Source organism: Streptomyces sp. NPDC126503, from assembly GCF_040302405.1.
Classification (GTDB): Bacteria; Actinomycetota; Actinomycetes; order Streptomycetales; family Streptomycetaceae; genus Streptomyces; species Streptomyces gulbargensis.
On sequence record NZ_JBEORS010000002.1, the window covers coordinates 198,142 to 220,163 of the forward strand.

The window sequence follows — 22,022 nt, forward strand, 5'->3', positions numbered from 1 at the left end:
GCCGGTGCCTGGGGCGCGGGGGAGCGGGGACGGGACGGGCGTCCCGCGCCCGTCAGAAGTCGGTGGCGTAACTCTTGTCGCGGACGCGCGCCCCCGGGCCCGCCGGGGCCGACTCCTCCGTCGCCGCGAGCACCCGCGCCGCGTCCAGACGGGCCGGGCGCCGGTAGTAGTCGGTGCCCCTGCGCCAGTACACGAGGAGCGGGACGAGGCCGAGGAGCAGGCCGCCGAGACCGATGGTGAGGGCGGTGGAGGAGAGCTCGCCGAGCGATTCGACGAAGGCCCACAGCATGAAGGCGGAGCCGAGCGCCGGCCACAACCCGCCCAGGAGCAGGTTCCGTACGGAGCGCAGGAGCAGCGACTTGTAGGCGACGACGGCGGCGATGCCGGCGAGGCCGTAGTAGAAGGCGATCTGGAGCCCGATCGCGGCGACCGCGTCGTTGAGGACGCCCTGGACGGTGCCGGCGGCGGCCGCGCCCGCGAACATCAGGAGCGCCGCGCCGCCGACGGCGGCGATCGCCACCCACGGGGTGTTCCAGCGGCGGTGCACGGTGCCGAGGGCGGCGGGCAGGGTCCGGTCCCGGCCCATCGCGAAGAGGGAGCGGGTGACCTGGATGAGGGTGGTCTCCAGGGTGGCGACGGTGGACAGGAGCACGGCGGCGACGAGGAGTTTCCCGCCGACACCGGGCCAGATCTCGTGGCCGAGGACGGCGAGCACGTTCGGCCCGGCGGCCCGGATCTCGTCCGCGCTGAGCAGCACGTTCACCGCGACGGTGAAGGCCTCGAAGAGGAGGAAGACGAGACCGACGCCGACGAGCGCGGCGAGCCCGGCGGTGCGGCGGCTGTCCCGGGTCTCCTCGCTGAGGTTGCTGGTGACGTCCCAGCCCCAGTAGTAGAAGGCGGCGATCAGGGCGCCGGCGGCGAAGCCCTCGGGACCGGCGAAGTGGCCGAGGCCGAACCAGGACCAGTCGAAGGCGGTGGCGTGCCCCCGGTGCAGCACGGCGGCCAGGACGAAGACGGCGAGGATGAGCATCTCCACGCCCGTCATGAGGAGTTGGGCGCGCACGGTGAGCCGGGTGCCGCCCAGGACGACGAGCAGCATGACGAGGAACCAGCAGGCGCCGACGGCGGCGGCGAGCGGGGTCTCGTCGGCGAGGTCCTGGTCGATCAGGGCGAGGGTGAGGGAGCCGGCGGGAAGGGAGCCGGCGACCATGAAGACGGTGGCGGCGAAGACGAGCGCCCAGCCGGAGAGGAAACCGAGGAAGGGGTGGAGGGTGCGGCCCACCCACGAGTAGCCGGCGCCCGCGTTGACGTCGATCCGGCCGAGGCGGGCGTAGGCGAGGACGATGCCGAGCATCGGAACGGCGCAGTAGAGGAGGGCGGCGGGCCCCGCGAGGCCGACCGCGCCGAAGAGGACGGCGGTGGTCGCGGCGAGCGAGTAGGCGGGTGCGCTCCCGGCGACGGCCATCACGACCGTGTCGAACGTGCCGAGGACATTGGGCTGGAGTCCTCTGCCCGGGGTGGTGGTGCGCATGGCGTGTCCTCGGGGCGCGGGGGTGGGGCAGGACGAAGTGCCCGCGCCGCCGGGCCGGTTGCGGACGGTGGCGGGTGCGGAACACGGTGAATCGAGGCGCATCGTAGTCGCACCGGTGGATTCCGGTAACGGCGGTGGGAGGGTTCCGTTCCGTGACCGCCGGTAAGTCCGCCCGTACGCCCCCCGGCGCGGGTTTAGCCCAGGTCGGGACCGGCGATGGCGCGGGCCGCGCGCACCTCGTGACGCAGCGGCGCCAGGACTCCGTTCTCGTCGCCGGGAAGGTCGCTGCGGACCTCCACGAGCGTCTCGGAGGAACGCAGGCCCTCGGCGAACTCCCGCAACTCCCGTTCGACGGCGGCCACCTCGGCCGGGTCCGGGGGCGGGGCGCCGTGGTCGACGCGGATGCGGGCGGCGGTGGTGGCGTCCACGATCCGTTCGACGGCGACGACCAGCGGCCACCAGGCGGAGGCCCGGGTGCCGGTGGGCGGCGGTTCGGTCAGGGCCCGCTGGAACTCGGAGCGTACGGTCGACAGGTCGCGGTACAGCGCGCGCCGGGCCCGCAGCCGCGCCCCCCGGTCGCCACCCGCCATGGTCGCCCCCGTCCCCGTCCCCGTCTCCGCCCCGGGCCCCGGTCGTGACTCCGTCCCCGCCGTCGCTGCCCCTCGCCGCGGCGCGCCGGTGGGGGCGAAGGCCAGGGCCACGTACGCGGCGGTGTCGGCGACCGCGTCCGCGAGGCGGTCCCCGATGCGGGCGTGCCAGGACTCGGGCCAGAGCAGGTAGCCGGCGACCAGGGCGATGGCGCAGCCGATGAGCGAGTCGTACAGGCGGGGCAGGACCAGGCCGAAGCCCTGGTGGTTGAGGAGGTCGGAGAGCAGCAGGATCACGGGCGTGATGGCCGCCGTCTGGAAGACGTACCCCTTCGCGGAGAAGGCGGGGATCAGCGCGGCGAGCAGCATCATCACCGGGATGTCCCACCAGCCGCGCGGTACCTCGGAGAGGACCAGGGCGGCCAGCACGAGGCCGAGGGCGGTGCCGAGGGCGCGGAGCACGGCGCGGGAGAAGACCGAGCCGAAGTCGGGCTTCATGACGAAGGTGACGGTGAGCGCCACCCAGTACGAGCGGGGCACCGGGATCAGGGACACCAGGGCCTGGGCGAGGCCGATGCAGAGCGCGAGGCGCAGCCCGTACCGCCAGGACGCCCCGGAGAAGAGGACCGCGCGGGCGGTGCGCCGGACGCGGACGCGCAGGGCGGCGGGCCTGCCGAGCCGGTCGTCGACGTTGTACGGGTCGGGGTCGGCCTCGTGGACGACGTCCGCCGCGTGGCGCAGGGCGTGGTCGACGGCCTTCTCGGAGGGCCGTTCGGGATCGGGCAGCTCCAGGCGGGGGCTGCCGGTGCGGCCTTCCTCGACGGCGGCGGCGAGGTCGCGGACGGCGGCCGGGACGGAGGGGTGGACCGGGCCGTGGCGGCGGGCCCGGAGATGGGCGGCGGGGGCGGCCTCGACGAGCGGGATGAGGACGTTGAGCTGGGCGAGGAGGCGGACCTGGGTGGGCGCCCGGCCGTGTTCGCGGGCCCGGCGGGCGAGGACGAGGTCGTAGGACTGGTTGAGGGAGGCGGTGACGGCCTGCCGCTGTGCGTCGTACGTGTCGCTGCCGGCGGCCTCGTACAGCGCGGCGACCGCCCGGTAGGCGGCGGCGACGGCGGTGCGTTCGGGCGCGGCGCGGCGCAGCGGCCAGCCCAGGAGCGTGAGCGCGAGCACGAGAAGGCCGCCGAGCGTGAGCAGCAGGGGCGCCTTCCACCAGGGGCCGGGCATGGGGAGTCCGGCGCCGACGACCGCGTTGAGGAGGAGCAGCAGTCCGGAGACGGAGGCGACCGCGCCGATCGAGGAGATCATGCCGGAGACGAGCGCGACCAGGGTCAGGGCGGCGACGGCGGCCCAGCCGTGGCCGAAGACGAGGGTGCCGAGGGTGACGCCGAGGGCGCCGAAGAGTTGCGGGACGGCGATGTTGAAGATCCGCATCCGGTAGGAGTCGGCGGTGTCGCCGATGACTCCGGAGAGGGCGCCCATGGAGACGAGCGCGCCGTAGGCGGGCTGCCCGGCGGCGAGCCCCGCGGCGAGCGGCGCGGACAGGGTCACGGAGGCGCGGGCGACGGCCGCCCACGGGACCGGCGTGGACGCGGGTCGCAGCCCGGCGGTCAGCCAGGCGGGCGGAACGAGCCGTGAGGGGCCCTGCCGTGAGGGGCCTGCGGGGTGCGTCGCCATGCCTCCCAACGTAGTGGCCTGGCGGCACGGCGCCGGGCGGTGACGGGCGGGTGCGTACGGGCACTGCGGCATCCGGCGCCGGGGCGTACGGGACCGCGGGGGTCGGGGCAGGCCGGGGCGTACGGGCATTCCGGCCCGGTGTCCGGCGTCGTCGCCCGGCCCTCCGCCGCGCCCGCCCCGCGCTCAGCTGCGGTACGACTCCACCTGGGCCGCCGGGCGGACCGCCGCGCTGTCCGGGTCCTCACCGAACTCGGCCTTCGCCCGCCGCTGCCGCAGCAGGTCCCAGCACTGGTCGAGCCGTACCTCCAGTTCGGCGAGGCGTTCGCGCTCCTCGGGAAGGAGGCCGCCGGTGCGATGCCGCAGGGCGCGCTCCTCTTCGACGAGGGCGCCGATGTCGTCCAGGATCTCCTCGTTGTCCATGTCTTCCAGCGTGGCCGATCAGCGCCCGTCGTGCAGGTCGAGATCGGCGAGGACGGCCCGGTGGTCGGAACCGGCCAGTGCCAAGAAGCGCACCGCGCGCACGGTGAAGCCGTCGCTGACGAGCACGTGGTCGATCTGCACGGAGGGCGGCAGCGGCCCCTCGGCGGGCCACGTCGGGGTGCGGCTCTCACCCGCCAGCCGGGCGGCGTCCTGGAGGTGCCCGGCGTCGAGGATCCGGCGGAAGGCGGCGTGGTCCTGGGAGGCGTTGAAGTCCCCGGCGACGATCCGGTGCGGCCCCTCGGCGGGCCGGGCCACCGCGTCCCTGATCCGGCCGAGTTCCTCCTTCCACAGGCCGGTCTGCCCGGGCAGCGGCGGCATCGGGTGGGCGAGCTGGAGGTCCACGGGCCGGCCGGCGATGACGGCGGTGGCGCCCGGCATGCCCATGGTGGCGGGGACGACCCGCCGGTCGCGCAGCGGATGGGCGCTGAGCAGGACCGAACCGGCGGAGCCGTCGGCCGCCACGGAGGCGTGGTGGGGCAGTTCGGCGGCGAACGTGGTGGTGAGGGTGCGTCCGCAGGCGCGGTCGCACTCGGAGACGTACACCAGGGTGGGCCGCTCGCGCCGGATCGTCGCGACGAGCGCCCCGGTGGCCTCGCCGAACTCGACGTTCGCGGCGAGGACGCGGACGCGGGCCTCGGGCGGGGCGATGAGGGTGACCGGGTCGGGGACGTACGGCAGGGAGGCCCAGGCGGTGGTGCCGAGGACGGTCACGGCCACGAAGGACAGGACGCGGCGGCGCGCGGCGGCGGCCAGGAGCACGGCGAGCCCGGCGGGCACGGTGAGCCACGGCAGGAAGGACAGCAGCTGCGGTACGGGCGTGACGGCGTCCGTGTCGAGGGCCCGGCAGGCGGCGACGACGGCGGGGACGGCCAGGAGCAGCACGGCGGCCCGGGCGGCGGGGCGGTGCCCGGGCCGGAGGGGTGGTGCCCCGGCGGGTCCCGGGCCGGAGTTCCCGGCAGGGGGGTGGGGCGGGGTCGCCCGGGGCTGCGGTTCGGGTGCTGCGGCAAGGACTCGGTCCACGCCGCTCAGTGTCGCACCGGGCGGTGACACCGGGCCGGGCGCGTCCGCGCGGTGTCACCGCCCGGCGGCTCAGTGCCGCAGGGCCCGGGTGATGTCCGCGGTGGTGCCGTCCGGGAGCGAACGGTTGCTGCGGGCGGTCCCGGTCTTCGACTGCTTCGGGGCGACCGCGTTCAGCGTGACGACGACGGTGTCGATGACGTTGCCGTCGCGGTCGTGGAAGGTGACCATGACGGTGTAGTCGGCGGCGGAGTCCTTGGGGTTGGTCGCGGTGACGTCGGCGGCGGTCCGGTCGCCGTCGGCGCGGGTCTTCCCGGCCTTGACGTCGCCGGTGGCGTTCACCCCGTCCTTGACCTCGTTCATCTTCTCCTGGGCGGCGGAGGCGACCGCGGCGGTGGCGGAGGAGACGATGTCGCCGGCCGCGTCCTTCGCCGCCTCGCAGCCGGCGAGGGCGAGGAGCGCGGCGGCCGTCGTGAGGGCCGTGAGATGCGGTCTCATGGGCGCCTCAGAACGTCTCGTCGGCGCGGCGGTCCCCGTCCGAGGCGAGCGCCCAGATCACGAAGATCGACACGGCCATGGAGAAGAGGGCCCACCACGGCTGGTAGGGCAGGAAGAGGAACTGCGCCAGGATGTTGAGGGCGGCGAGGGAGATGCCGGCGACGCGGCCCCACTCGGCGCCCTTGAGGATGCCGTAACCGGTGGCGGCCACGAGGACGCCGAGGACGAGGTGGATCCAGCCCCAAGTGGTGAGGTCGAACTCGTAGACGTAGTCGCCGACGCGGGCGTAGATGTCGTTCTCGGCGATGCCGGCGATGCCCTGGAAGATGTCCATCAGGCCGGTGACGAGCATGAGGACGCCGGCGAAGAGGGTGCCGCCGGCGGCCCAGGCGCCGGACGTCCCTGCCTTGCGGGGTGCGGTGTGCTGGCTCATGGGCCCATCGTCGGCCCGTTCGTACCGGCGCGAACGCCGGACTGCGCCGGGCGGGTGAGCGGCCGTCCGGCCGGGGCGTCCCCCCGGGTCGGCCACCCGGGCCGACCGGTCGCTGCGGTCGGGGCGGGCGGGGCCCGGTCCGGTTGCGGCCGCCGGGGCGCGGGTGTGCCCTGGAGGGTGCGGGCACGGCCGCGGGGGGCGAGACGAAGGAGCTTCCGCGATGGGCGCACACGCAGCGGTACCCGCCCGGCGCCGGCGACAGGCCACCACGAGCGCGCACGGCTGGGGCCTCCCCCTCGCCCTCGGCGTCGTCTACGGCCTGTACGCGTCGACCGTCGAACGCCACGGCGGCCCGCTCAGCTGGGGCCAGCTCTGGCTCGGCCTGATCTCGGCGGTGGTCCTCGCCGGAGCGGTGTACGGGCTCCGCTGGACCGGCCGCGCCCTGCCGCGCGAGCCACGGGCCGCCGCCTGGGGCGCGCTGGCCGGCCTCGCGGTCGGGTTCCTCTTCAGCCTCTCCGGCGCCAGCGTCCTGTCGGCGGCGGTGCTCGGGCTGGTGGTCGCCGCCGCCGTGTTCTGCGTCGCCTTCTACCTCTTCTACACCCACGAGGACGCCGCCGGCCGCCCGGCGCCCTCCTGACCGCCGCCGCCGGACGGGCCGGGCCCGGCGCCCCGCGCGACCGGTGCGGTGTGGCGGCGCCGGTGGTCGGCGGCCACGGCGGCGAGCAGCACCGGCCAGGCGAGGAGCGGCGCGTAGCAGGCGATCACCAGCGCCTCCTGCGCCGGTGAGGCCGGTATGCCGGACCCGAGGCCGGCGGCGGAGGCGTACACGCCCCAGGCAACGAGCGCGCACAGGCCCGCGGCCCCGGCGAACGCCGCCCGCCACGCGGCGGCCGGGTTCACCGGCCGGCCGCCGAGGAACGGGAACCGGCGGGGAAGGACCTCGCCCCATGGGCGGACGAGGCCGAGGGTGAGGAAGGCCAGCAGTTCGGACACGACGCTCGGGGAGACCACGTACACGGCCTCCGCGGTGCTCATCACCCCGCCCGGACCGTGGTGCCAGGCGTCCTGGGTGACCGGCAGACCCGCGACGAGCGCGAGGCGCCACAGGCCGGACGGCAGGGTGAGGAGGGGCACGGCGTGGGCGGCGAGGACGGCCCAACGGGGCACGCCGGGGAGGGCTTTGACGCTCATCATGGGACCAGGTTCCGCCCGGCCGGGGGTGTGGGTCGTCGGCCCGGCGAACGGTCCGCCTCCCCCGCGCGGCGGAGCCGCCGTACACCCTCCGGGCCGCTTTCCGGCGGCGGTGGCGGGCCGGTGGCTCCCGCAGCAGACTGGGAGGAGCGCCTCTCGAGGCCCGGCGCCCCGGCGTCCCGGCGCCCCGGGCGCATCGCGCGGCCGGCTCCGAGGCGCGGCAGGAGCCGGAGGACAGGGCTGGACGGACCGGCACGAGGACACGGCATGACCGACGACCACGAGCACCCCGCGCGGACCGGCGGCCGGAGGCGGCAGGGCCGCATCGGACACCCCGCCCCCGGCCACCGCCGCACCCGACGGCCGGACGGCGGGGGCGCGGCATGAGCGGCGGCGGGGACGGCACGCCGGCCGTCGAGACCGAGGGCCTGGTCAAGGTCTTCGGCACCAACCGCGCCGTCGACGGCGTCGACCTGTGGATCCCCGCAGGCACCGTCTACGGGGTCCTCGGCCCCAACGGCGCCGGCAAGACCACGACCGTCAAGGTCCTCGCGACCCTGCTGCGCCCGGACGGCGGCCGGGCCCGGGTGTTCGGCCGGGACGTGGTCACCGACGCGGACGCGGTACGGGGCCGGGTCAGCCTCACCGGCCAGTACGCCTCGGTCGACGAGGACCTGACCGGCACCGAGAACCTGGTGCTGCTCGCGCGCCTGCTCGGGCACTCCCGGGCGGCCTCCCGGGACCGGGCCGCGCGGCTCCTGGCCGCCTTCGGCCTCTCGGAGGCGGCGGGCCGGCAGGTGAAGACGTACTCGGGCGGCATGCGGCGCCGGATCGACATCGCGGCCTCCCTGCTCAACACCCCGGACCTGCTGTTCCTGGACGAGCCGACCACCGGTCTCGACCCGCGCAGCCGGAACCAGGTGTGGGACATCGTGCGCGCGGTGGTCGAGCAGGGCACGACGGTGCTGCTCACCACCCAGTACCTCGACGAGGCGGACCGGCTGGCCTCCCGCATCGCCGTCATCGACCACGGCCGGGTGATCGCCGAGGGCACCAAGGGCGAGCTGAAGGCCTCGGTGGGCGCCGGCTCCGTGCACGTACGGCTGCGGGACCCGGCGCGGCGCGCGGAGGCCGAACGGGTCCTCGCCGGTGCCCTGCGCACCTCCGTCCAGCTCGACGCCGATCCGGTGGCCCTCACGGCGACGGTCGACGGGCGGGGTACGGAGCGGGGTGCGGCGCAGCAGGCGGCGCGGGCGCTGGCGGAGCTGTCGCGGGCGGGGATCGCCGTGGACGACTTCGCGCTCGGGCAGCCGAGCCTGGACGAGGTGTTCCTCGCCCTCACGGAACGGAAGGGACCGCCGGCATGACCACCGTCACCACCGGCAAGGACAAGGATCCCACGAGCGGGCCGGCCGGTTCGGCCGGGGCCGCCGACGCCACGGAATTCGTCGCCCCGCGCGCCGAGGACCTCGCCGAGTTCCTCGCGGGCCGCGACCGGCCGCCCCGCCCCAGCGCCCTCGGCGCCTCCCTGACCTTCGGCCGGCGGGCCATGCTGAAGATCAAGCACGTGCCGGAGCAGCTGTTCGACGTGACCGCGTTCCCGATCATGATGGTGCTGATGTACACGTACCTCTTCGGGGGCGCGCTGGCCGGATCGGTCTCCTCGTACGTGCAGTTCCTGTTGCCGGGCATCCTCGTGATGAGCGTCGTGATGATCACGATGTACACGGGCGTCTCCGTCAACACCGACATCGACAAGGGCGTCTTCGACCGCTTCCGCACCCTGCCGGTGTGGCGGCCGGCCCCGATGGTCGGCTACCTCCTCGGTGACGTCGTCCGCTATCTGATCGCCTCGGCCGTGATGCTGAGCGTGGGCCTCGCCATCGGCTACCGCCCGGCCGGCGGCCCGGCGGGCGTGCTCCTCGGCGTCGCGCTGCTCATGGTCTTCTCGTTCGCGTTCTCGTGGATCTGGACCATGTTCGGCCTGCTCCTGCGCAGCGAGAAGTCGGTGATGGGCGTCTCGATGATGGTCATCTTCCCGCTCACCTTCCTCTCCAACGTCTTCGTCGACCCCCGCACCATGCCGGGCTGGCTCCAGGCCTTCGTCAACAACAACCCGGTCACCCACCTGTCGACGGCGGTCCGCGACCTGATGGCGGGCCACCGGCCGGTGGCGGACATCGGCTGGACGCTGGGGTGGTCGGCGCTGTTCGTGCTCGTCTTCGGCTGGATCACGATGCGTCTCTACAACCGGAAGTAAGGGAAGCGCAGGGAGGGCGGAGGCACGACATGGGCGGTGAGGCCGACATTCGTCCGAGAAGTGGCGAGGAAAGGCCGGAAAGTGACTGGAGAAGGCTGATAAGCGGGCGAGCCCTGCCCCCAGGGGCAGGGACGCCGAGTTTCTTGAATGGCGCTAATTACTCGATCCCTGGCTGTCGCTCGTCGTCTCCTTCTTGTCCAGCGGTCGTATGGTGATCTTGGTTGCCATTTCTGCCTCCTCGGGTCGCGGCGGGCGTTAACATGCCCACGGTGCCACAGTGGTGTGTGAGGTCAATAAAGTTTTTCCTTGGGGGAGTTGAGTATGGGGCGGGAGTCGAGGGGGGAGCTGCCCGCCCTCCTGCGACCACGCGTCAAGCCCGAGCACCGGCCTTACCGGACGGTCGCGGGTCATGTGCGGATCGGCAGTGTGGTCCACGGCATCGGCGCGGAGATCGAGGATCCCGACGGCTGGGTCTGGGAATTGATCCAGGCCATGGACGGAACTCGGGAGACGGAACGGATAGCCGTCGAGGTCGCCGCCGCGCACCCTGTCCCCGACGAGAACGATGTATTCCAGGCGATGGCCGACTTGCGGCAGGCCGGATTCCTGGAGGACGCGGCGACGGGCATTCCCACCGTGTTCTCCGCACGGGAGAGGGAGCGGTACAGCCGCGGGGTGCCGCTGCTGCGGTGGATGGATTCCTCCCCCCGTGCCGACGCCTGGGACCTCCAGCTCGCCCTCTCCCACGCGCGGGTCCTGCTCGTCGGCCTCGGTGGCGCGGGCGGGGTCGCGGCGCAGGGCTTGGTCGCCTCGGGCGTGGGCCGTCTGCACTGTGTGGACCCCGATGTCGTCGAGTTGTCCAACCTGAACCGCCAGGTGCTCTACCGCGAGCCGGACATCGGCCGGCGCAAGGTCGACGCGGCTCTCGCCTCGTTGCGTGCCCTCAACTCGGACGTGCGACTGACGGGGGAGGCCACAGCGGTGCGGTCACCGGCCGGCCTCGCCCGTCTCCTGCGCACCGGCCCCCCGGACGGCGCTCCGCCGGTTGCCGACATGGTCGAGGGGGCCAGGGCCACCGAAGCCCCGGAGCCCCCTCGGTACGACCTCCTCGTCCTGGGTGCCGACCGGCCCGCCGCTCTCCGGACCTGGGCCAATCGCGTATGCCTGGAGACGGGCACGCCGTGGATCGACGGTGGCTACCAGGGACCGTTGGTCACCGTGGGGGCGTATGCGCCGGGGCGGAGTGGCTGCTTGGAATGCCACCGGATCACCCTGGCCGAGTCCCGGGACCTCGGGCTGCCGTCCGGTGAGGACGAGGCGACGGTCTCACCGCGGATGCCGTGGAGCCCGGTGAACGCGGTGACGGCGACGCTCGCCGGAGCCCTGTTCGTGTACGCCGCCACGGCGATGCTGACCGGAGTGCCCGTTCTCCCCTCCGGATTTCGGCTGGAGTTCAACCTCGTTCGCCCCGGAGAGCCGGGTTTCGACCCGGTACTCCACCGGCCCGACTGCCCCGCCTGCGGGGGAGCCTGAGATGCCGGGCAGTGGCCGCAGGGCAGACGTGGAGGACCGGCCGTGACCGCCCCGCCCCGCCCTACCCCATCCGTGGGGCCGGATTCCCGAGTGCGGCTCCACCCGCTGAACCGGCGAGCCGACGGCACCGAGTGGATCGTGGGCCGCCGGGAATCCCGTACCTTCGTCGCCCTGCCCCCCGAGGGCGTGGCGGTTCTCGACCTGTTGGCGGAAGGGGTGAGCGTCGGTGCCGCGCAGGCGCGCCTCGCGGCAGGCGCCGCACCGGGTGAGGAACCGGACGTCGTGGAGTTCGTACGCGATTTACTCGCACTCGGTTTCGTGGCGGAGGTCGACGGGCAGCCGGCCGGGTCGGGGCCGCCGGCGGCCCCGGCAAGCCTTCCGGGGCTCCGCCCCGAGCGACTCGGCTTCCTGCTGCACCCCTCGCTCCCCTGGATTCCCGCCGCCCTCGTCGGCACCGCCGTGGCGGTGTTGCTGGCCCGCCCCGAGCTGACGCCCACCTACCGGGACCTGCTGTGGAGCCCTTACGGGACGCTCGTGGTGGTCAGCGGGCTGGTCGTCGGATGGTCGGTCGTCCTGCTTCATGAGCTCGCGCACCTGGCGGTGGCTCGGGCCGCCGGCGTGCCGGGCCGGATCGGCTTCGGGACCCGACTGCAATTTCTGGTGGTGCAGACGGACATCAGCGGTATCGAACTCGCGCCCCGCCGACACCGGCTCACGGCCTACCTCGCCGGGATCGCGGTCAATCTCTCCGTCGCATCCGTCGCGGTGCTCCTGCTCGCCCTGACCTCGCCAAGTTCCGCAGGGCACCGTTTCCTGGCGGCGACGGTGCTGTGGGCGGGCCTGCCGCTGGCTTTCCAGTGCATGGTGTTCATGCGGACCGACGTGTACTTCGTGTTGCAGGACCTCACCGGCTGCCGGGACCTGTACGGCGACGGCCGGGCCTACGCCCGGCACCTGGCCCGACGGCTGCTCCGGAGGGAGACGGCGGAGCGGGACCCGAGCAGGGTCCTTCCGGCTGGGGAGCGGCGGGCGGTGCGGATCTACAGCCTCGTCCTGGTGCTGGGCACCACGGCCTGCCTGGGGGCGTTCGCGGCTTTCACGCTGCCCGCCGAGGTCCGGCTGGTGGTGGTCGCCTTGGGCAGGCTCAGCGGGGGCGGCTCCGCCCTCGACGTGTCGGACGGGGTACTGACTCTCGCGGCCTTCGCCGCCGTCCACATCATCTGGCTCGTCACCCGGTGGCGTGACCACCGGGCCCGGCGGGCCGAGACGAACAGGAGGAACGTTTCCGATGCGTGAGATCTTCGAGGGCGCCGACGGCGTCCGGCTCGGACAGGGCGCCTACACGTCCGACTTCGCGGAGCGGTTCCGGCGTATCGGCCCCGAGGGCTTCTGGAAGCTGGAGCGGATGCAGGCGTACGACGAGGGCGACTTCCCGAGCTGGCTGGCGTTCCGGCGCGGGGAGTGGGAGGAGTCGCTGCGGCTGATCGAGGAGCTGCGGCCGGAGTACGAGGAGTTCTTCGGGCGCATCGCGCGGGCGGGCTTCCGCCACCGGCGGGTGCGGATCGTGGAGCGGCCGCTGACCCCGTACGTGCAGTGGGAGCTGCACATCCTGCGCGTGAAGGGGGAGTACGGGGAGGAGGTCTCCGTCCTGGACGCGGAGCGGGTCGCTGCGTACGAGGGGGAGGGGCCGCTGCCGGAGCTGTGCGTGCTCGGGGGCGAGGCGGTGTACGTGGTGGAGTACGGGCCCGGGGGCGTGCCCGGCGGGGCGGTGCGGTACACCGGGCCCGAGGTGGTGGCGAGGGCGCGGGCGTTCGTGCGGGAGCTGTACGGGGCGGGGGAGGACCTCGCGGAGTTCTTCCCCCGCGAGGTGGCGCCCCTGCCCGCACCCGCACCGGCCCCGTGACGCTCCGGGCGGTCAGTCGAGGCGCAGGTCCGCCCACTGCTGCTCGAAGGGGACGAGGTCGTCGTCGCCGCCGTCCCGGGCGGGGCGGGCGGCCACGGTGTCCGCGAACTCCTGGCCGGCGCGGGTGATCCGGGCGGGCAGCCCATCGGTGTACTCGTCGCCGCCGGAGCCCCAGTCCTCCGAGGCCGCGTAGACGGCGGTCGGGACGACGAGGGCCCGCAGGTAGGCGAAGAGGGGCCGCAGGGCGTGGTCGAGGACCAGCGAGTGGCGGGCGGTGCCGCCGGTCGCGCCGAGGAGGACGGGCGTGCCGGTCAGGGCGGCCGGGTCGATCAGGTCGAAGAAGGACTTGAACAGGCCGCTGTACGAGGCCGTGAAGACCGGGGTGACCGCGATGACGCCGTCGGCGCCCGTCACCGTGTCGATGGCTTCCTGGAGCGCGGCGGAGGGGAAGCCGGTGACGAAGTTCTTGGCGATGTCCACGGCCAGGTCGCGCAGTTCGACGACCTGGACGTCGACCGCGTACTCCTGCTCGGCCAGCCGGTACCGGGCCGCCTGGAGGAGGCGGTCGGCGAGCAGCCGGGTGGAGGAGGGGGAGCTGAGGCCGGCGGAGACCGCGACCAGCTTCAACGTCCGCATGGCGTCAGACCTCCTGGGCGGCGAGGACGGCGGGGTGGAGCGGGGCGGTGGCGGGGACGCCGGCCGGGCGCAGGGCGGCGAACTCCTTGCGCAGGACCGGGACGACCTCCTCGCCGAGGATGTCGAGCTGTTCGAGGACGGTCTTGAGCGGCAGTCCCGCGTGGTCGACCAGGAACAGCTGGCGCTGGTAGTCGCCCACGTAGTCGCGGAAGGACAGGGTGCGCTCGATGACCTCCTGCGGGGAGCCGACGGTCAGCGGGGTCTCGCGGCTGAACTCCTCCAGGGAGGGGCCGTGGCCGTAGACCGGCGCGTTGTCGAAGTACGGGCGGAACTCCCGTACCGCGTCCTGCGAGTTCTTCCGCATGAACACCTGGCCGCCGAGGCCGACGATCGCCTGCTCGGGGGTGCCGTGCCCGTAGTGGGCGTAGCGCTGCCGGTAGAGGCGGACCATCTTCTCGGTGTGCTGCTTGGGCCAGAAGATGTGGTTCGCGAAGAACCCGTCGCCGTAGTAGGCGGCCTGTTCGGCGATCTCGGGCGAGCGGATGGAGCCGTGCCAGACGAAGGGCGGGACGCCGTCGAGCGGGCGCGGGGTGGCGGTGAAGCCCTGCAGGGCGGTGCGGAACTTTCCTTCCCAGTCGACCACGTCCTGTCTCCACAGCTTGTGGAGGAGCGCGTAGTTCTCGATGGCGAGCGGGATGCCCTGGCGGATGTCCTGTCCGAACCACGGGTAGACCGGGCCGGTGTTGCCGCGGCCCGTCATCACGTCGACGCGGCCGTCGGCGAGGTGCTGGAGGGTCGCGTAGTCCTCGGCGATCTTCACCGGGTCGTTGGTGGTGATGAGGGTGGTGGAGGTGGAGAGGATCAGGTTCTCCGTGCGGGCGGCGATGTGCCCGAGGAGGGTGGTGGGGGAGGACGGGACGAACGGCGGGTTGTGGTGCTCGCCCGTCGCGAAGACGTCGAGTCCCACCTCCTCGGCCTTGAGCGCGATGGCGACGGTGTTCTTGATCCGCTCGTGCTCGGTCGGGGTGCGGCCGGTGGTGGGGTCGGTCGTCACGTCGCCGACGGTGAAGATCCCGAACTGCATCGTGCTCACCTCTCGCGGGGGTGCTTCGGGGGCTCTGCCCCCAAGCTCTTGGTTGAATCTTAAACCATCGCGTTCAACGGCGCACCCCTTCCGGCTATTCCCCCGCTCCCCGGGCCGGGCGAGGCGCCCGCTCCCCGTGGCCGGACGCGGCCGGAAGGAGCCCCTCCCGTAGAGTCCCCGACGTGAACGCTGCGATATCGGTCGTCGGAATCGGCGCGGACGGCTGGGACGGGCTCCCCGAGGCCTCCCGCCGCGTCCTGCGCGCCGCCGAGGTCCTCATCGGCGGCCCCCGCCAGCTCGGCCTGCTGCCCGCCGCCGACTGCCCCGGCGAGCGCGTCCCCTGGCCCTCGCCGCTCCGCCCCGCCGTGCCCGGCCTGCTCGCCGCCCACGAGGGCCGCGCCGTCGCCGTCCTCGCCAGCGGCGACCCCTCCTTCCACGGCATCGCCCGCACCCTCGCCGAGACCGTCGGCCCGGACCGCCTCCACGTCCTGCCGCACCCGTCCTCCGTCTCGTACGCCTGCGCCCGCCTCGGCTGGCCCCTGGAGGCCGTCGAGACCGTCTCCCTCGTCGCCCGGCCGCCCGCCGCCCTCGCCGCCGCCCTCCACCACGGCCGGCGGATCCTCGTCCTCAGCGAGGGCGCGGCCACCCCGGAGCACGTCGCCGCCCTGCTGCGCGAGCGGGGGTACGGGCCCAGCCGGCTGCGGGTCCTCGAACAGCTCGGCTCCGACCGCGAGCGCCTGCTCGACGGCACCGCCGACACCTGGGCCCACGCCCCCGGCGACCCGCTCAACGTGATCGCCGTCGACTGCGTCCGCGCCCCCGGCGCGCTCCGCCTCGGCGCCGCGCCCGGCCTGCCCGACGACGCGTACGAGCACGACGGCCAGCTCACCAAGCGGTACGTCCGCGCCGCCACCCTCGCCGCGCTCGCCCCCGCCCCCGGCGAACTGCTCTGGGACGTCGGCGGCGGCTCCGGCTCCATCGGCATCGAATGGATGCGGACCCACCGCTCCTGCCGGGCCGTCGCCGTGGAGAAGTCCCCCGAACGGGCCGGACGGATCACCCGCAACGCCGACCGGCTCGGCGTGCCCGGCCTGACCGTCGTCACCGGGCCCGCCCCGGCGGCGCTCGCCGGGCTGCCCGTCCCCGACGCGGTCTTCATCGGCGGCGGACTCACCGCCCCGGGCCTGATCGACGCCTGCTGGGACGCCCTGCCCGCCGGCGGCCGGCTCGTCGCCAACACCGTGACCCTGGAGTCCGAGGCGCTGCTCGCCGCGCGCCACCGCCGCCACGGCGGCGAACTGATCCGGCTCTCCGTCTCCGCCGCCGTACCCGTCGGCGGCTTCACCGGCTGGCGCCCGGCCATGCCCGTCACCCAGTGGTCCGTCACGAAAGGTTCCGAAGAGGGATGACCGTCTATTTCATCGGCGCGGGCCCCGGCGCCGCCGACCTCATCACCGTGCGCGGCGCGCGGACGCTGGCGAAGTGCGGCGTCTGCCTCTACGCGGGCTCGCTCGTCCCCACCGAACTGCTCGCCGAGTGTCCGCCGGACGCGCGGCTCGTCGACACGGCCCGGATGGACCTGGACCAGATCGTCGCCGAGATCACCGCCGCCCACGAGGCGGGGCAGGACGTGGCCCGGCTGCACTCCGGCGACCCGTCGGTCTTCAGCGCCGTCGCCGAACAGATGCGCCGCCTGGACGCGGCCGGCATCCCGTACGAGGTCGTGCCGGGCGTCCCGGCCTTCGCCGCCGCCGCGGCGGCGCTCAAGCGGGAGCTGACCGTGCCGACCGTCGGCCAGACCGTCATCCTCACCCGCATCGCCCAGCAGGCCACCCCCATGCCGGAGGGCGAGGACCTCGCCACCCTCGGCCGCAGCGGCGCCCTGCTCGTCCTGCACCTCGGTGCTCGCTACGTCGACCGGATCGTCTCCGAGCTCGTCCCCCACTACGGCGTGGACTGCCCCGCCGCCGTCGTCGCCATGGCCAGCCGCCCCGACGAGGTGATCCTGCGCGGCACCCTGGAGGACATCGCCGGCCAGGTGAAGGCGGCCGGCATCACCAAGACGGCCGTCATCCTCGTCGGCCGCACGCTCGCCGCGTCCGAGTTCCGCGACAGCCACCTGTACGACCCGGCGCGGGACCGGCACGCCTGCTGACCGCCCCGCGCGGCCACGACGAGGGCCCCGCGACGGGCGTCGCCGGGGCCCGCCCTCAGGTGTTGGGCCGCTTCCCGTGGTTAGCGCCCTTCTTCTTCCGCGCCCGGCGCTTGTTGCCTCGCTTCGACATGGCGTTTCCTCTCGGTTCGTGGGGGTGTGTGCTGTCGAGCCTAGGGTGCGGGGCGGGAGCCTGCACGGTGGCCGTCCGACACCGGCATGCCGGTAGTAACATGTAGTACATGGAAACCACGGCGCGAGAGTTCAACCAGAAGTCGTCGCAGATCCTGGCCGCGGCCGCTGCCGGTGAGACCGTCACGGTGACGAAGAACGGCGTCGCCGTCGCACGTGTGGTGCCGATCGGATCGGACGTCCCCCCGTACCCTTCCGATCCGATGGGCGAGATAGACCTGCCCGTCCTCGACCTTCCCGATCTCGACAACGACGAGATCGATGACGTGCTCAGGGGAATGGGACGGGCGGAGTGATCGCTGTCGCCGACACCAACGCCCTCTACCGCCTGCTCGACCCCCGCCTCACGGGCCACGACGAGCACAGGAAGGCACTGGGCACGATCAGTCATCTGGTGATCTCCCCACTGGTGCTGGCCGAACTCGACTACCTGATCTCGGCGCGTGCCGGAGCCCGCAAGGCGCTGGCGGCGGCCCGGTTCGTCGAGCGGTACACCGCCACCCGCCGGTTCGAGGTGCCTCCGGTCGCCGCGCACCTGTCCACGGCGATCGCCGTGGCCGAGGGCTACGCGGACGCCGACGGAGGGAAGGGCGTCGGGATGACGGACGCCATGAACGTCGCCCTGGCCGCCGCATACGGCACCGACGTCCTGTTCACGACCGACCGGCACTTCCGCGTGATCAGGCCGCTGACGGGCCACCCGGTCTTCCGGTTGCTGCCCGACGACCTCTGAGGGCGGCACCGGGTCGCCACCGGCCGGGGCCCACCCGCCTCACACCCGCGGCCCCGCCACCGCCGACCGCCCCACCACCGCCCCCGCCCGGTCGACGCAGATCACGTCCACCGCCACCGGCGCGCCCCGCAGGACCGTGAGAGCCTCGTCGCGGGCGCGGGTGGCCACCAGGTCGCCGAGGGGGACGCCCGCGGCTTCGCAGAGGCGGAGGGCGGCGAGGCCCGTGTTGGCGGTGGTGATCTCGGCCGCCAGGTCCTCGGTGGCGCCGCCCGTGCGGGCGAGCGCGGCGAGGAAGGCCTTGTCGACCTGGGAGCGGGCCGAGTGCAGGTCCAAGTGGCCCGCGGCCAGTTTGGAGAGCTTGGCGAAGCCGCCGCAGACCGTGAGCCGGTCCACGGGGTGGCGGCGGAGGTACTTGAGGACGGCGCCCGCGAAGTCGCCCATGTCGAGGAGGGCGATCTCCGGCAGGTCGTAGAGCTCCGTGACGGTCCGCTCGGAGGTGGAGCCGGTGCAGCCGGCGACGTGGGTGAGGCCGCCGGCGCGGGCCACGTCGACGCCCCGGCGGATGGAGTCGATCCAGGCGGAGCAGGAGTACGGGACGACGATCCCGGTCGTCCCGAGGATGGACAGGCCGCCGAGGATGCCGATCCGCGGGTTCCACGTGGAACGGGCGATCTCGGCGCCGTTGTCGACGGAGACGGTGATCTCCACGTCCCCGGTGCCGCCGTGCGCCGCCGCGACCTCCGCCACGTGCGCGCGCATCAGCTGCCGGGGCACCGGGTTGATCGCGGGCTCCCCCACGTCGAGCGGCAGCCCCGGCAGGGTGACCGTGCCGACGCCCTCGCCCGCGCGGAAGACGACACCGGAGCCGGGCGGCAGGAGCCGTACCGTCGAGCGGATCACCGCCCCGTGGGTGACGTCCGGGTCGTCGCCCGCGTCTTTCACCACGGCGGCCATGGCGGCCCCGGCCGTCAGCGACTCCGCCGCCAGCGCGAAGGACGGGGTGTGGCCCTTCGGCAGGGTGATCGTCACGGGGTCCGGGAACTCCCCGGTGAGCAGCGCGGTGTACGCGGCGGTGGTCGCCGCCGTCGCGCAGGCGCCGGTCGTCCAGCCCGGGCGCAGACCGGTGTGCTTGAGTTGGGCCTCGCGCCCGCCGCCGGAACTCATGTAAGGACTCCCATGCACGTACTCATCCTCGGGGGTACCGCCGAGGCCCGCGCCCTGGCCGGGCTGCTGCACGGGCGGGTCCGGGTCACCAGTTCCCTCGCGGGACGGGTGGCGAACCCCCGGCTGCCCGCCGGTGAGGTGCGGATCGGCGGGTTCGGCGGCGCGGACGGCCTCGCCGCCTGGCTGCGGGAGCACGGCGCGGACGCGGTCATCGACGCCACCCATCCCTTCGCCGCGCGGATCAGCTTCAACGCGGCCCGGGCGGCCGCCGACGCCCATGTTCCCCTGCTGGCCCTGCGCCGCCCCGGCTGGGTCCCGGAGGCGGGCGACGACTGGCGCCCGGTCGACTCCCTGGAGGAGGCCGCGGCGGCCCTGGACGGCCTCGGCGACCGGGTGTTCCTCACGACCGGGCGCATGGGCCTCGCGGCCTTCGCGGACCGCCCGGAGTGGTTCCTGGTCCGCTCGGTCGACGCCCCGGAGGCGCCGATGCCCGCGCGCACCGAAGTCCTCCTGGACCGGGGCCCGTTCACCGTGGCGGGCGAGCGGGAGCTGCTCGCCCGCCACGGCATCGACGTCCTCGTCACCAAGGACAGCGGCGCCGCCGCCACCGCCCCGAAACTGACCGCCGCCCGCGAGGCCGGCGTCCCGGTCGTGATCGTCCGCCGCCCCCCGGTCCCGGCCGGCGTCCCGGTGGCGGCGACCCCGGAGGAGGCCGCCGCGTGGGTGACCGGTGAGGCAAGGGGAACCCAGGAACCCGTGTGACCCGTGAGGTGGGTACGGGGTTGTCCCCGCCCCACCCCGGATTCCGGGCGGCCCGCTCAGCCGTAGCGGCGCGGCGTCCAGGTGATCGTGCGGCCGTCGCCCCGGTCGGCCGCGCGGGTCTGGGAGGAGCCGATCAGGAGGAGGGTGCGCATGTCGACCTCCGCCGGGTCCAGGGTCTTCAGGGTGACGACCCGGACGGACTGCTCCGGGCCGCCGACGTCACGGGCGACGACCACCGGGGTGTCGGGCGAGCGGACCTCCAGGAGCAGGTCGCGGGCGGCGGCGACCTGGTGGGTGCGGGACTTCGAGCCCGGGTTGTAGAGGGCGAGGACCAGATCGGCCTCCGCCGCGGCGCGCAGGCGCCGGGAGATGACGTCCCACGGCTTGAGCCGGTCGGAGAGCGAGATCGTCGCGTAGTCGTGGCCGAGCGGGGCGCCCGCCGCCGCGGCGGCCGCGTTGGCGGCGGTCACGCCCGGCAGGACCCGTACGGGCACGTCCGCGTAGTCCGGTTCGCAGGCCACCTCCAGGACGGCCGTCGCCATGGCGAAGACGCCCGGGTCGCCGCCGGAGACGACCGCGACCCGCCGGCCGCGCCGGGCCAGGTCGAGTGCGAACTCGGCCCGCTCGGACTCCACCTTGTTGTCGGAGCCGTGGCGCCGCTGCCCGGGGCGCAGGACCGGCACCCGGTCCAGGTAGGTGGTGTAGCCGACGAGGTCGTCGGCGCCCTGGAGCGCGCCGCGCGACTCGGGCGTCAGCCAGGGTGCCCCGGCCGGTCCGGTGCCGACGACGACGACCTCGCCGCCGGTCTCCCGGGACTCGGGGACGACGGCGTCGATCCGGGAGGGCAGGACGGCGACGGAGAAGTACGGGACGGTCGACGGATCCACGCCGGCCAGCGTCTCCGTCCGCTCGCCCGGCATGAACGCCCGCTCCACGTACCGCGCGTCCTCGAGCCGCCCGGCCCGCTCCAGGGCCCGCCGCACGGTGGGGAAGGTGCGGCCGAGCTTCATCACGACCGCCGAGTCGGTGCCCGCGAGGCGGGCCGTGAGCTCGTCCTCCGGCAGGGTGCCGGGGATGATCGTGAGAACTTCCTCGGCCTCGCACAGGGGCGTGCCGAGGCGGGCCGCGGCGGCGCTGACCGAGGTGACGCCGGGGATGACGGTGGTGTCGTAGCGGTCCGCGAGCCGCTTGTGCATGTGCTGGTACGAGCCGTAGAAGAGCGGGTCGCCCTCGGCGAGGACGGCGACCGTGCGGCCCGCGTCGAGGTGGGCGGCGAGCCGGGCCGCGGCCTCCTCGTAGAAGTCGTCCAGGGCGCCCCGGTAGCCGCCCGGGTGGTCCGTGGTCTCCACGGTGAGCGGGTACATCAGCCGCTCCTCGACGTGGTCCTCGCGGATGTGCTCGGCGGCGATGGAACGGGCGATGGACCGGCCGTGGCGGGCCGAGTGGTAGGCGATGACGTCGGCCTCGGCGATGGCCTTCACGGCGGCGAGCGTCAGGAGGTTCGGGTCGCCGGGGCCGAGGCCGACCCCGTACAGCTTGCCGGTGGTGGTGCCGCTCATGCCTGGATCTCCGCTTCGTGCGCTATCGCGTTGAGGGCGGCGGCGGTCATGGCGCTGCCGCCGCGCCGGCCCCGGACGACGAGGTACTCGAGGCCGAGGGCGTTCTCCGCGAGGGCGTCCTTGGACTCGGCCGCGCCGATGAAGCCGACCGGTATGCCGAGGACGGCGGCGGGCTTCGGCGCGCCCTTCGCGATCATCTCCAGGAGGTGGAAGAGGGCGGTGGGCGCGTTGCCGATGGCGACGACGGAACCTTCGAGGCGGTCGCGCCAGAGTTCGAGGGCGGCGGCCGAGCGGGTGGTGCCGAGTTCGGCGGCGAGGCCGGGGACGGCCGGGTCGGAGAGGGTGCAGATCACCTCGTTGTCGGCGGGCAGCCGCTTGCGGGTGACGCCGCTGGCGACCATCTGCGCGTCGCAGAGGATCGGCGCTCCGGCGCGCAGGGCCTCGCGGGCGCGGGAGACGGCCGCGGGTGAGAAGGCGATGTCGCGGACGAGGTCGGTCATGCCGCAGGCGTGGATCATCCGGACCGCGACCTGGGCGACGTCGGCGGGCAGCCCCGCGAGGTCCGCCTCGGCGCGGATCGTGGCAAAGGACCGGCGGTAGATCTCCGTCCCGTCCTTCTCGTAGTCGAACATC

The 22,022-nt window shown here is 74.2% G+C and carries 24 protein-coding genes; 11 read left to right on the top strand and 13 right to left on the bottom strand.

Features of this window, described 5'->3' with window-relative positions; genetic code table 11:
- Positions 1-52 precede the first annotated feature (52 nt).
- The 6 genes from ABTY40_RS03670 to ABTY40_RS03695 all read right to left on the bottom strand — a co-directional run bounded on the left by ABTY40_RS03670 (position 53) and on the right by ABTY40_RS03695 (position 6,220).
- Positions 53-1,531 (bottom strand): APC family permease, encoded by a 1,479-nt coding sequence (locus tag ABTY40_RS03670; protein WP_352057984.1) that lies wholly within the window; start codon positions 1,529-1,531, stop codon positions 53-55.
- 194 nt (positions 1,532-1,725) lie between these two features.
- A complete protein-coding gene (locus ABTY40_RS03675) occupies positions 1,726-3,792 on the bottom strand; it encodes an FUSC family protein (protein WP_352057985.1) in 2,067 nt (688 codons plus the stop codon).
- Positions 3,793-3,975: 183 nt separating this feature from the next.
- Positions 3,976-4,212: a DUF2630 family protein gene (locus ABTY40_RS03680; RefSeq protein WP_352057986.1), complete on the bottom strand. Its 237-nt coding sequence runs from the start codon at positions 4,210-4,212 to the stop codon at positions 3,976-3,978.
- Between the two features lie 18 nt (positions 4,213-4,230).
- Positions 4,231-5,292, bottom strand: a complete 1,062-nt coding sequence (locus tag ABTY40_RS03685; protein WP_352057987.1) for an endonuclease/exonuclease/phosphatase family protein — start codon at positions 5,290-5,292, stop codon at positions 4,231-4,233.
- Positions 5,293-5,361: 69 nt separating this feature from the next.
- Entirely contained in the window at positions 5,362-5,787 is a 426-nt protein-coding gene (locus ABTY40_RS03690; protein ID WP_352057988.1) for a hypothetical protein, read from the bottom strand.
- Positions 5,788-5,794: 7 nt separating this feature from the next.
- Positions 5,795-6,220, bottom strand: a complete 426-nt coding sequence (locus tag ABTY40_RS03695; RefSeq protein ID WP_345280154.1) for a DUF7144 family membrane protein — start codon at positions 6,218-6,220, stop codon at positions 5,795-5,797.
- A 220-nt stretch (positions 6,221-6,440) separates the two neighbouring features.
- Between ABTY40_RS03695 and ABTY40_RS03700 the strand changes: the two genes are divergently transcribed.
- Complete coding sequence (locus tag ABTY40_RS03700) at positions 6,441-6,857, top strand: hypothetical protein (protein WP_352057989.1); 417 nt, start codon at positions 6,441-6,443, stop codon at positions 6,855-6,857.
- On the opposite strand, the gene ABTY40_RS03705 is transcribed toward ABTY40_RS03700, so the two are convergent.
- Positions 6,815-7,414 (bottom strand): hypothetical protein, encoded by a 600-nt coding sequence (locus tag ABTY40_RS03705; protein WP_352057990.1) that lies wholly within the window; start codon positions 7,412-7,414, stop codon positions 6,815-6,817. The two genes, ABTY40_RS03700 and ABTY40_RS03705, sit on opposite strands and share 43 nt — an antisense overlap.
- Positions 7,415-7,794: 380 nt before the next feature.
- Here ABTY40_RS03705 and ABTY40_RS03710 point away from each other — a divergent pair, with 380 nt between their 5' ends.
- From ABTY40_RS03710 to ABTY40_RS03730, 5 genes are all read left to right on the top strand, one after another.
- Complete coding sequence (locus tag ABTY40_RS03710) at positions 7,795-8,778, top strand: ATP-binding cassette domain-containing protein (RefSeq protein ID WP_352057991.1); 984 nt, start codon at positions 7,795-7,797, stop codon at positions 8,776-8,778.
- Positions 8,775-9,671 carry an ABC transporter permease gene (locus tag ABTY40_RS03715; protein WP_352057992.1) on the top strand — a complete coding sequence of 299 codons (897 nt, stop codon included), beginning with the start codon at positions 8,775-8,777 and terminating at the stop codon, positions 9,669-9,671. Before ABTY40_RS03710 ends, ABTY40_RS03715 begins: the two co-directional genes overlap by 4 nt.
- Before the next feature lie 306 nt (positions 9,672-9,977).
- Complete coding sequence (locus ABTY40_RS03720; protein WP_352057993.1) at positions 9,978-11,204, top strand: HesA/MoeB/ThiF family protein; 1,227 nt, start codon at positions 9,978-9,980, stop codon at positions 11,202-11,204.
- Positions 11,205-11,294: 90 nt separating this feature from the next.
- Positions 11,295-12,500: a site-2 protease family protein gene (locus ABTY40_RS03725; RefSeq protein ID WP_352057994.1), complete on the top strand. Its 1,206-nt coding sequence runs from the start codon at positions 11,295-11,297 to the stop codon at positions 12,498-12,500.
- Positions 12,493-13,107, top strand: a complete 615-nt coding sequence (locus tag ABTY40_RS03730; RefSeq protein ID WP_352057995.1) for a DUF6879 family protein — start codon at positions 12,493-12,495, stop codon at positions 13,105-13,107. The genes ABTY40_RS03725 and ABTY40_RS03730 overlap by 8 nt, the downstream gene beginning before the upstream one ends.
- Before the next feature lie 12 nt (positions 13,108-13,119).
- Here ABTY40_RS03730 and ABTY40_RS03735 read toward each other — a convergent pair whose 3' ends face one another.
- Entirely contained in the window at positions 13,120-13,743 is a 624-nt protein-coding gene (locus ABTY40_RS03735; protein ID WP_352057996.1) for an FMN reductase, read from the bottom strand.
- A gap of 4 nt (positions 13,744-13,747) precedes the next feature.
- A complete protein-coding gene (locus ABTY40_RS03740) occupies positions 13,748-14,827 on the bottom strand; it encodes an LLM class flavin-dependent oxidoreductase (RefSeq protein ID WP_352057997.1) in 1,080 nt (359 codons plus the stop codon).
- 182 nt (positions 14,828-15,009) lie between these two features.
- Between ABTY40_RS03740 and cbiE the strand changes: the two genes are divergently transcribed.
- On the top strand, positions 15,010-16,236 hold the full coding sequence (gene cbiE, locus ABTY40_RS03745) for a precorrin-6y C5,15-methyltransferase (decarboxylating) subunit CbiE (RefSeq protein ID WP_352057998.1): 1,227 nt from the start codon (positions 15,010-15,012) through the stop codon (positions 16,234-16,236).
- Positions 16,233-16,982 carry a precorrin-4 C(11)-methyltransferase gene (gene cobM / locus ABTY40_RS03750; protein WP_345280135.1) on the top strand — a complete coding sequence of 250 codons (750 nt, stop codon included), beginning with the start codon at positions 16,233-16,235 and terminating at the stop codon, positions 16,980-16,982. Before cbiE ends, cobM begins: the two co-directional genes overlap by 4 nt.
- Positions 16,983-17,037: 55 nt before the next feature.
- On the opposite strand, the gene ABTY40_RS30855 is transcribed toward cobM, so the two are convergent.
- Positions 17,038-17,112: a 50S ribosomal protein bL37 gene (locus tag ABTY40_RS30855; protein WP_372460710.1), complete on the bottom strand. Its 75-nt coding sequence runs from the start codon at positions 17,110-17,112 to the stop codon at positions 17,038-17,040.
- A 109-nt stretch (positions 17,113-17,221) separates the two neighbouring features.
- Between ABTY40_RS30855 and ABTY40_RS03755 the strand changes: the two genes are divergently transcribed.
- Complete coding sequence (locus ABTY40_RS03755; RefSeq protein WP_352057999.1) at positions 17,222-17,467, top strand: type II toxin-antitoxin system Phd/YefM family antitoxin; 246 nt, start codon at positions 17,222-17,224, stop codon at positions 17,465-17,467.
- A complete protein-coding gene (locus ABTY40_RS03760) occupies positions 17,464-17,904 on the top strand; it encodes a PIN domain-containing protein (protein WP_352058000.1) in 441 nt (146 codons plus the stop codon). The genes ABTY40_RS03755 and ABTY40_RS03760 overlap by 4 nt, the downstream gene beginning before the upstream one ends.
- A gap of 39 nt (positions 17,905-17,943) precedes the next feature.
- On the opposite strand, the gene ABTY40_RS03765 is transcribed toward ABTY40_RS03760, so the two are convergent.
- Positions 17,944-19,068 carry a cobalt-precorrin-5B (C(1))-methyltransferase gene (locus ABTY40_RS03765; protein WP_352058001.1) on the bottom strand — a complete coding sequence of 375 codons (1,125 nt, stop codon included), beginning with the start codon at positions 19,066-19,068 and terminating at the stop codon, positions 17,944-17,946.
- A 12-nt stretch (positions 19,069-19,080) separates the two neighbouring features.
- Between ABTY40_RS03765 and ABTY40_RS03770 the strand changes: the two genes are divergently transcribed.
- A complete protein-coding gene (locus ABTY40_RS03770; RefSeq protein WP_352058002.1) occupies positions 19,081-19,830 on the top strand; it encodes a cobalt-precorrin-6A reductase in 750 nt (249 codons plus the stop codon).
- A gap of 56 nt (positions 19,831-19,886) precedes the next feature.
- On the opposite strand, the gene ABTY40_RS03775 is transcribed toward ABTY40_RS03770, so the two are convergent.
- Both ABTY40_RS03775 and ABTY40_RS03780 read right to left on the bottom strand, forming a co-directional pair.
- Positions 19,887-21,389: a precorrin-2 C(20)-methyltransferase gene (locus ABTY40_RS03775; protein ID WP_352058003.1), complete on the bottom strand. Its 1,503-nt coding sequence runs from the start codon at positions 21,387-21,389 to the stop codon at positions 19,887-19,889.
- Positions 21,386-22,021 (bottom strand): precorrin-8X methylmutase, encoded by a 636-nt coding sequence (locus tag ABTY40_RS03780; protein ID WP_352058229.1) that lies wholly within the window; start codon positions 22,019-22,021, stop codon positions 21,386-21,388. Before ABTY40_RS03780 ends, ABTY40_RS03775 begins: the two co-directional genes overlap by 4 nt.
- Position 22,022: the final 1 nt, after the last annotated feature.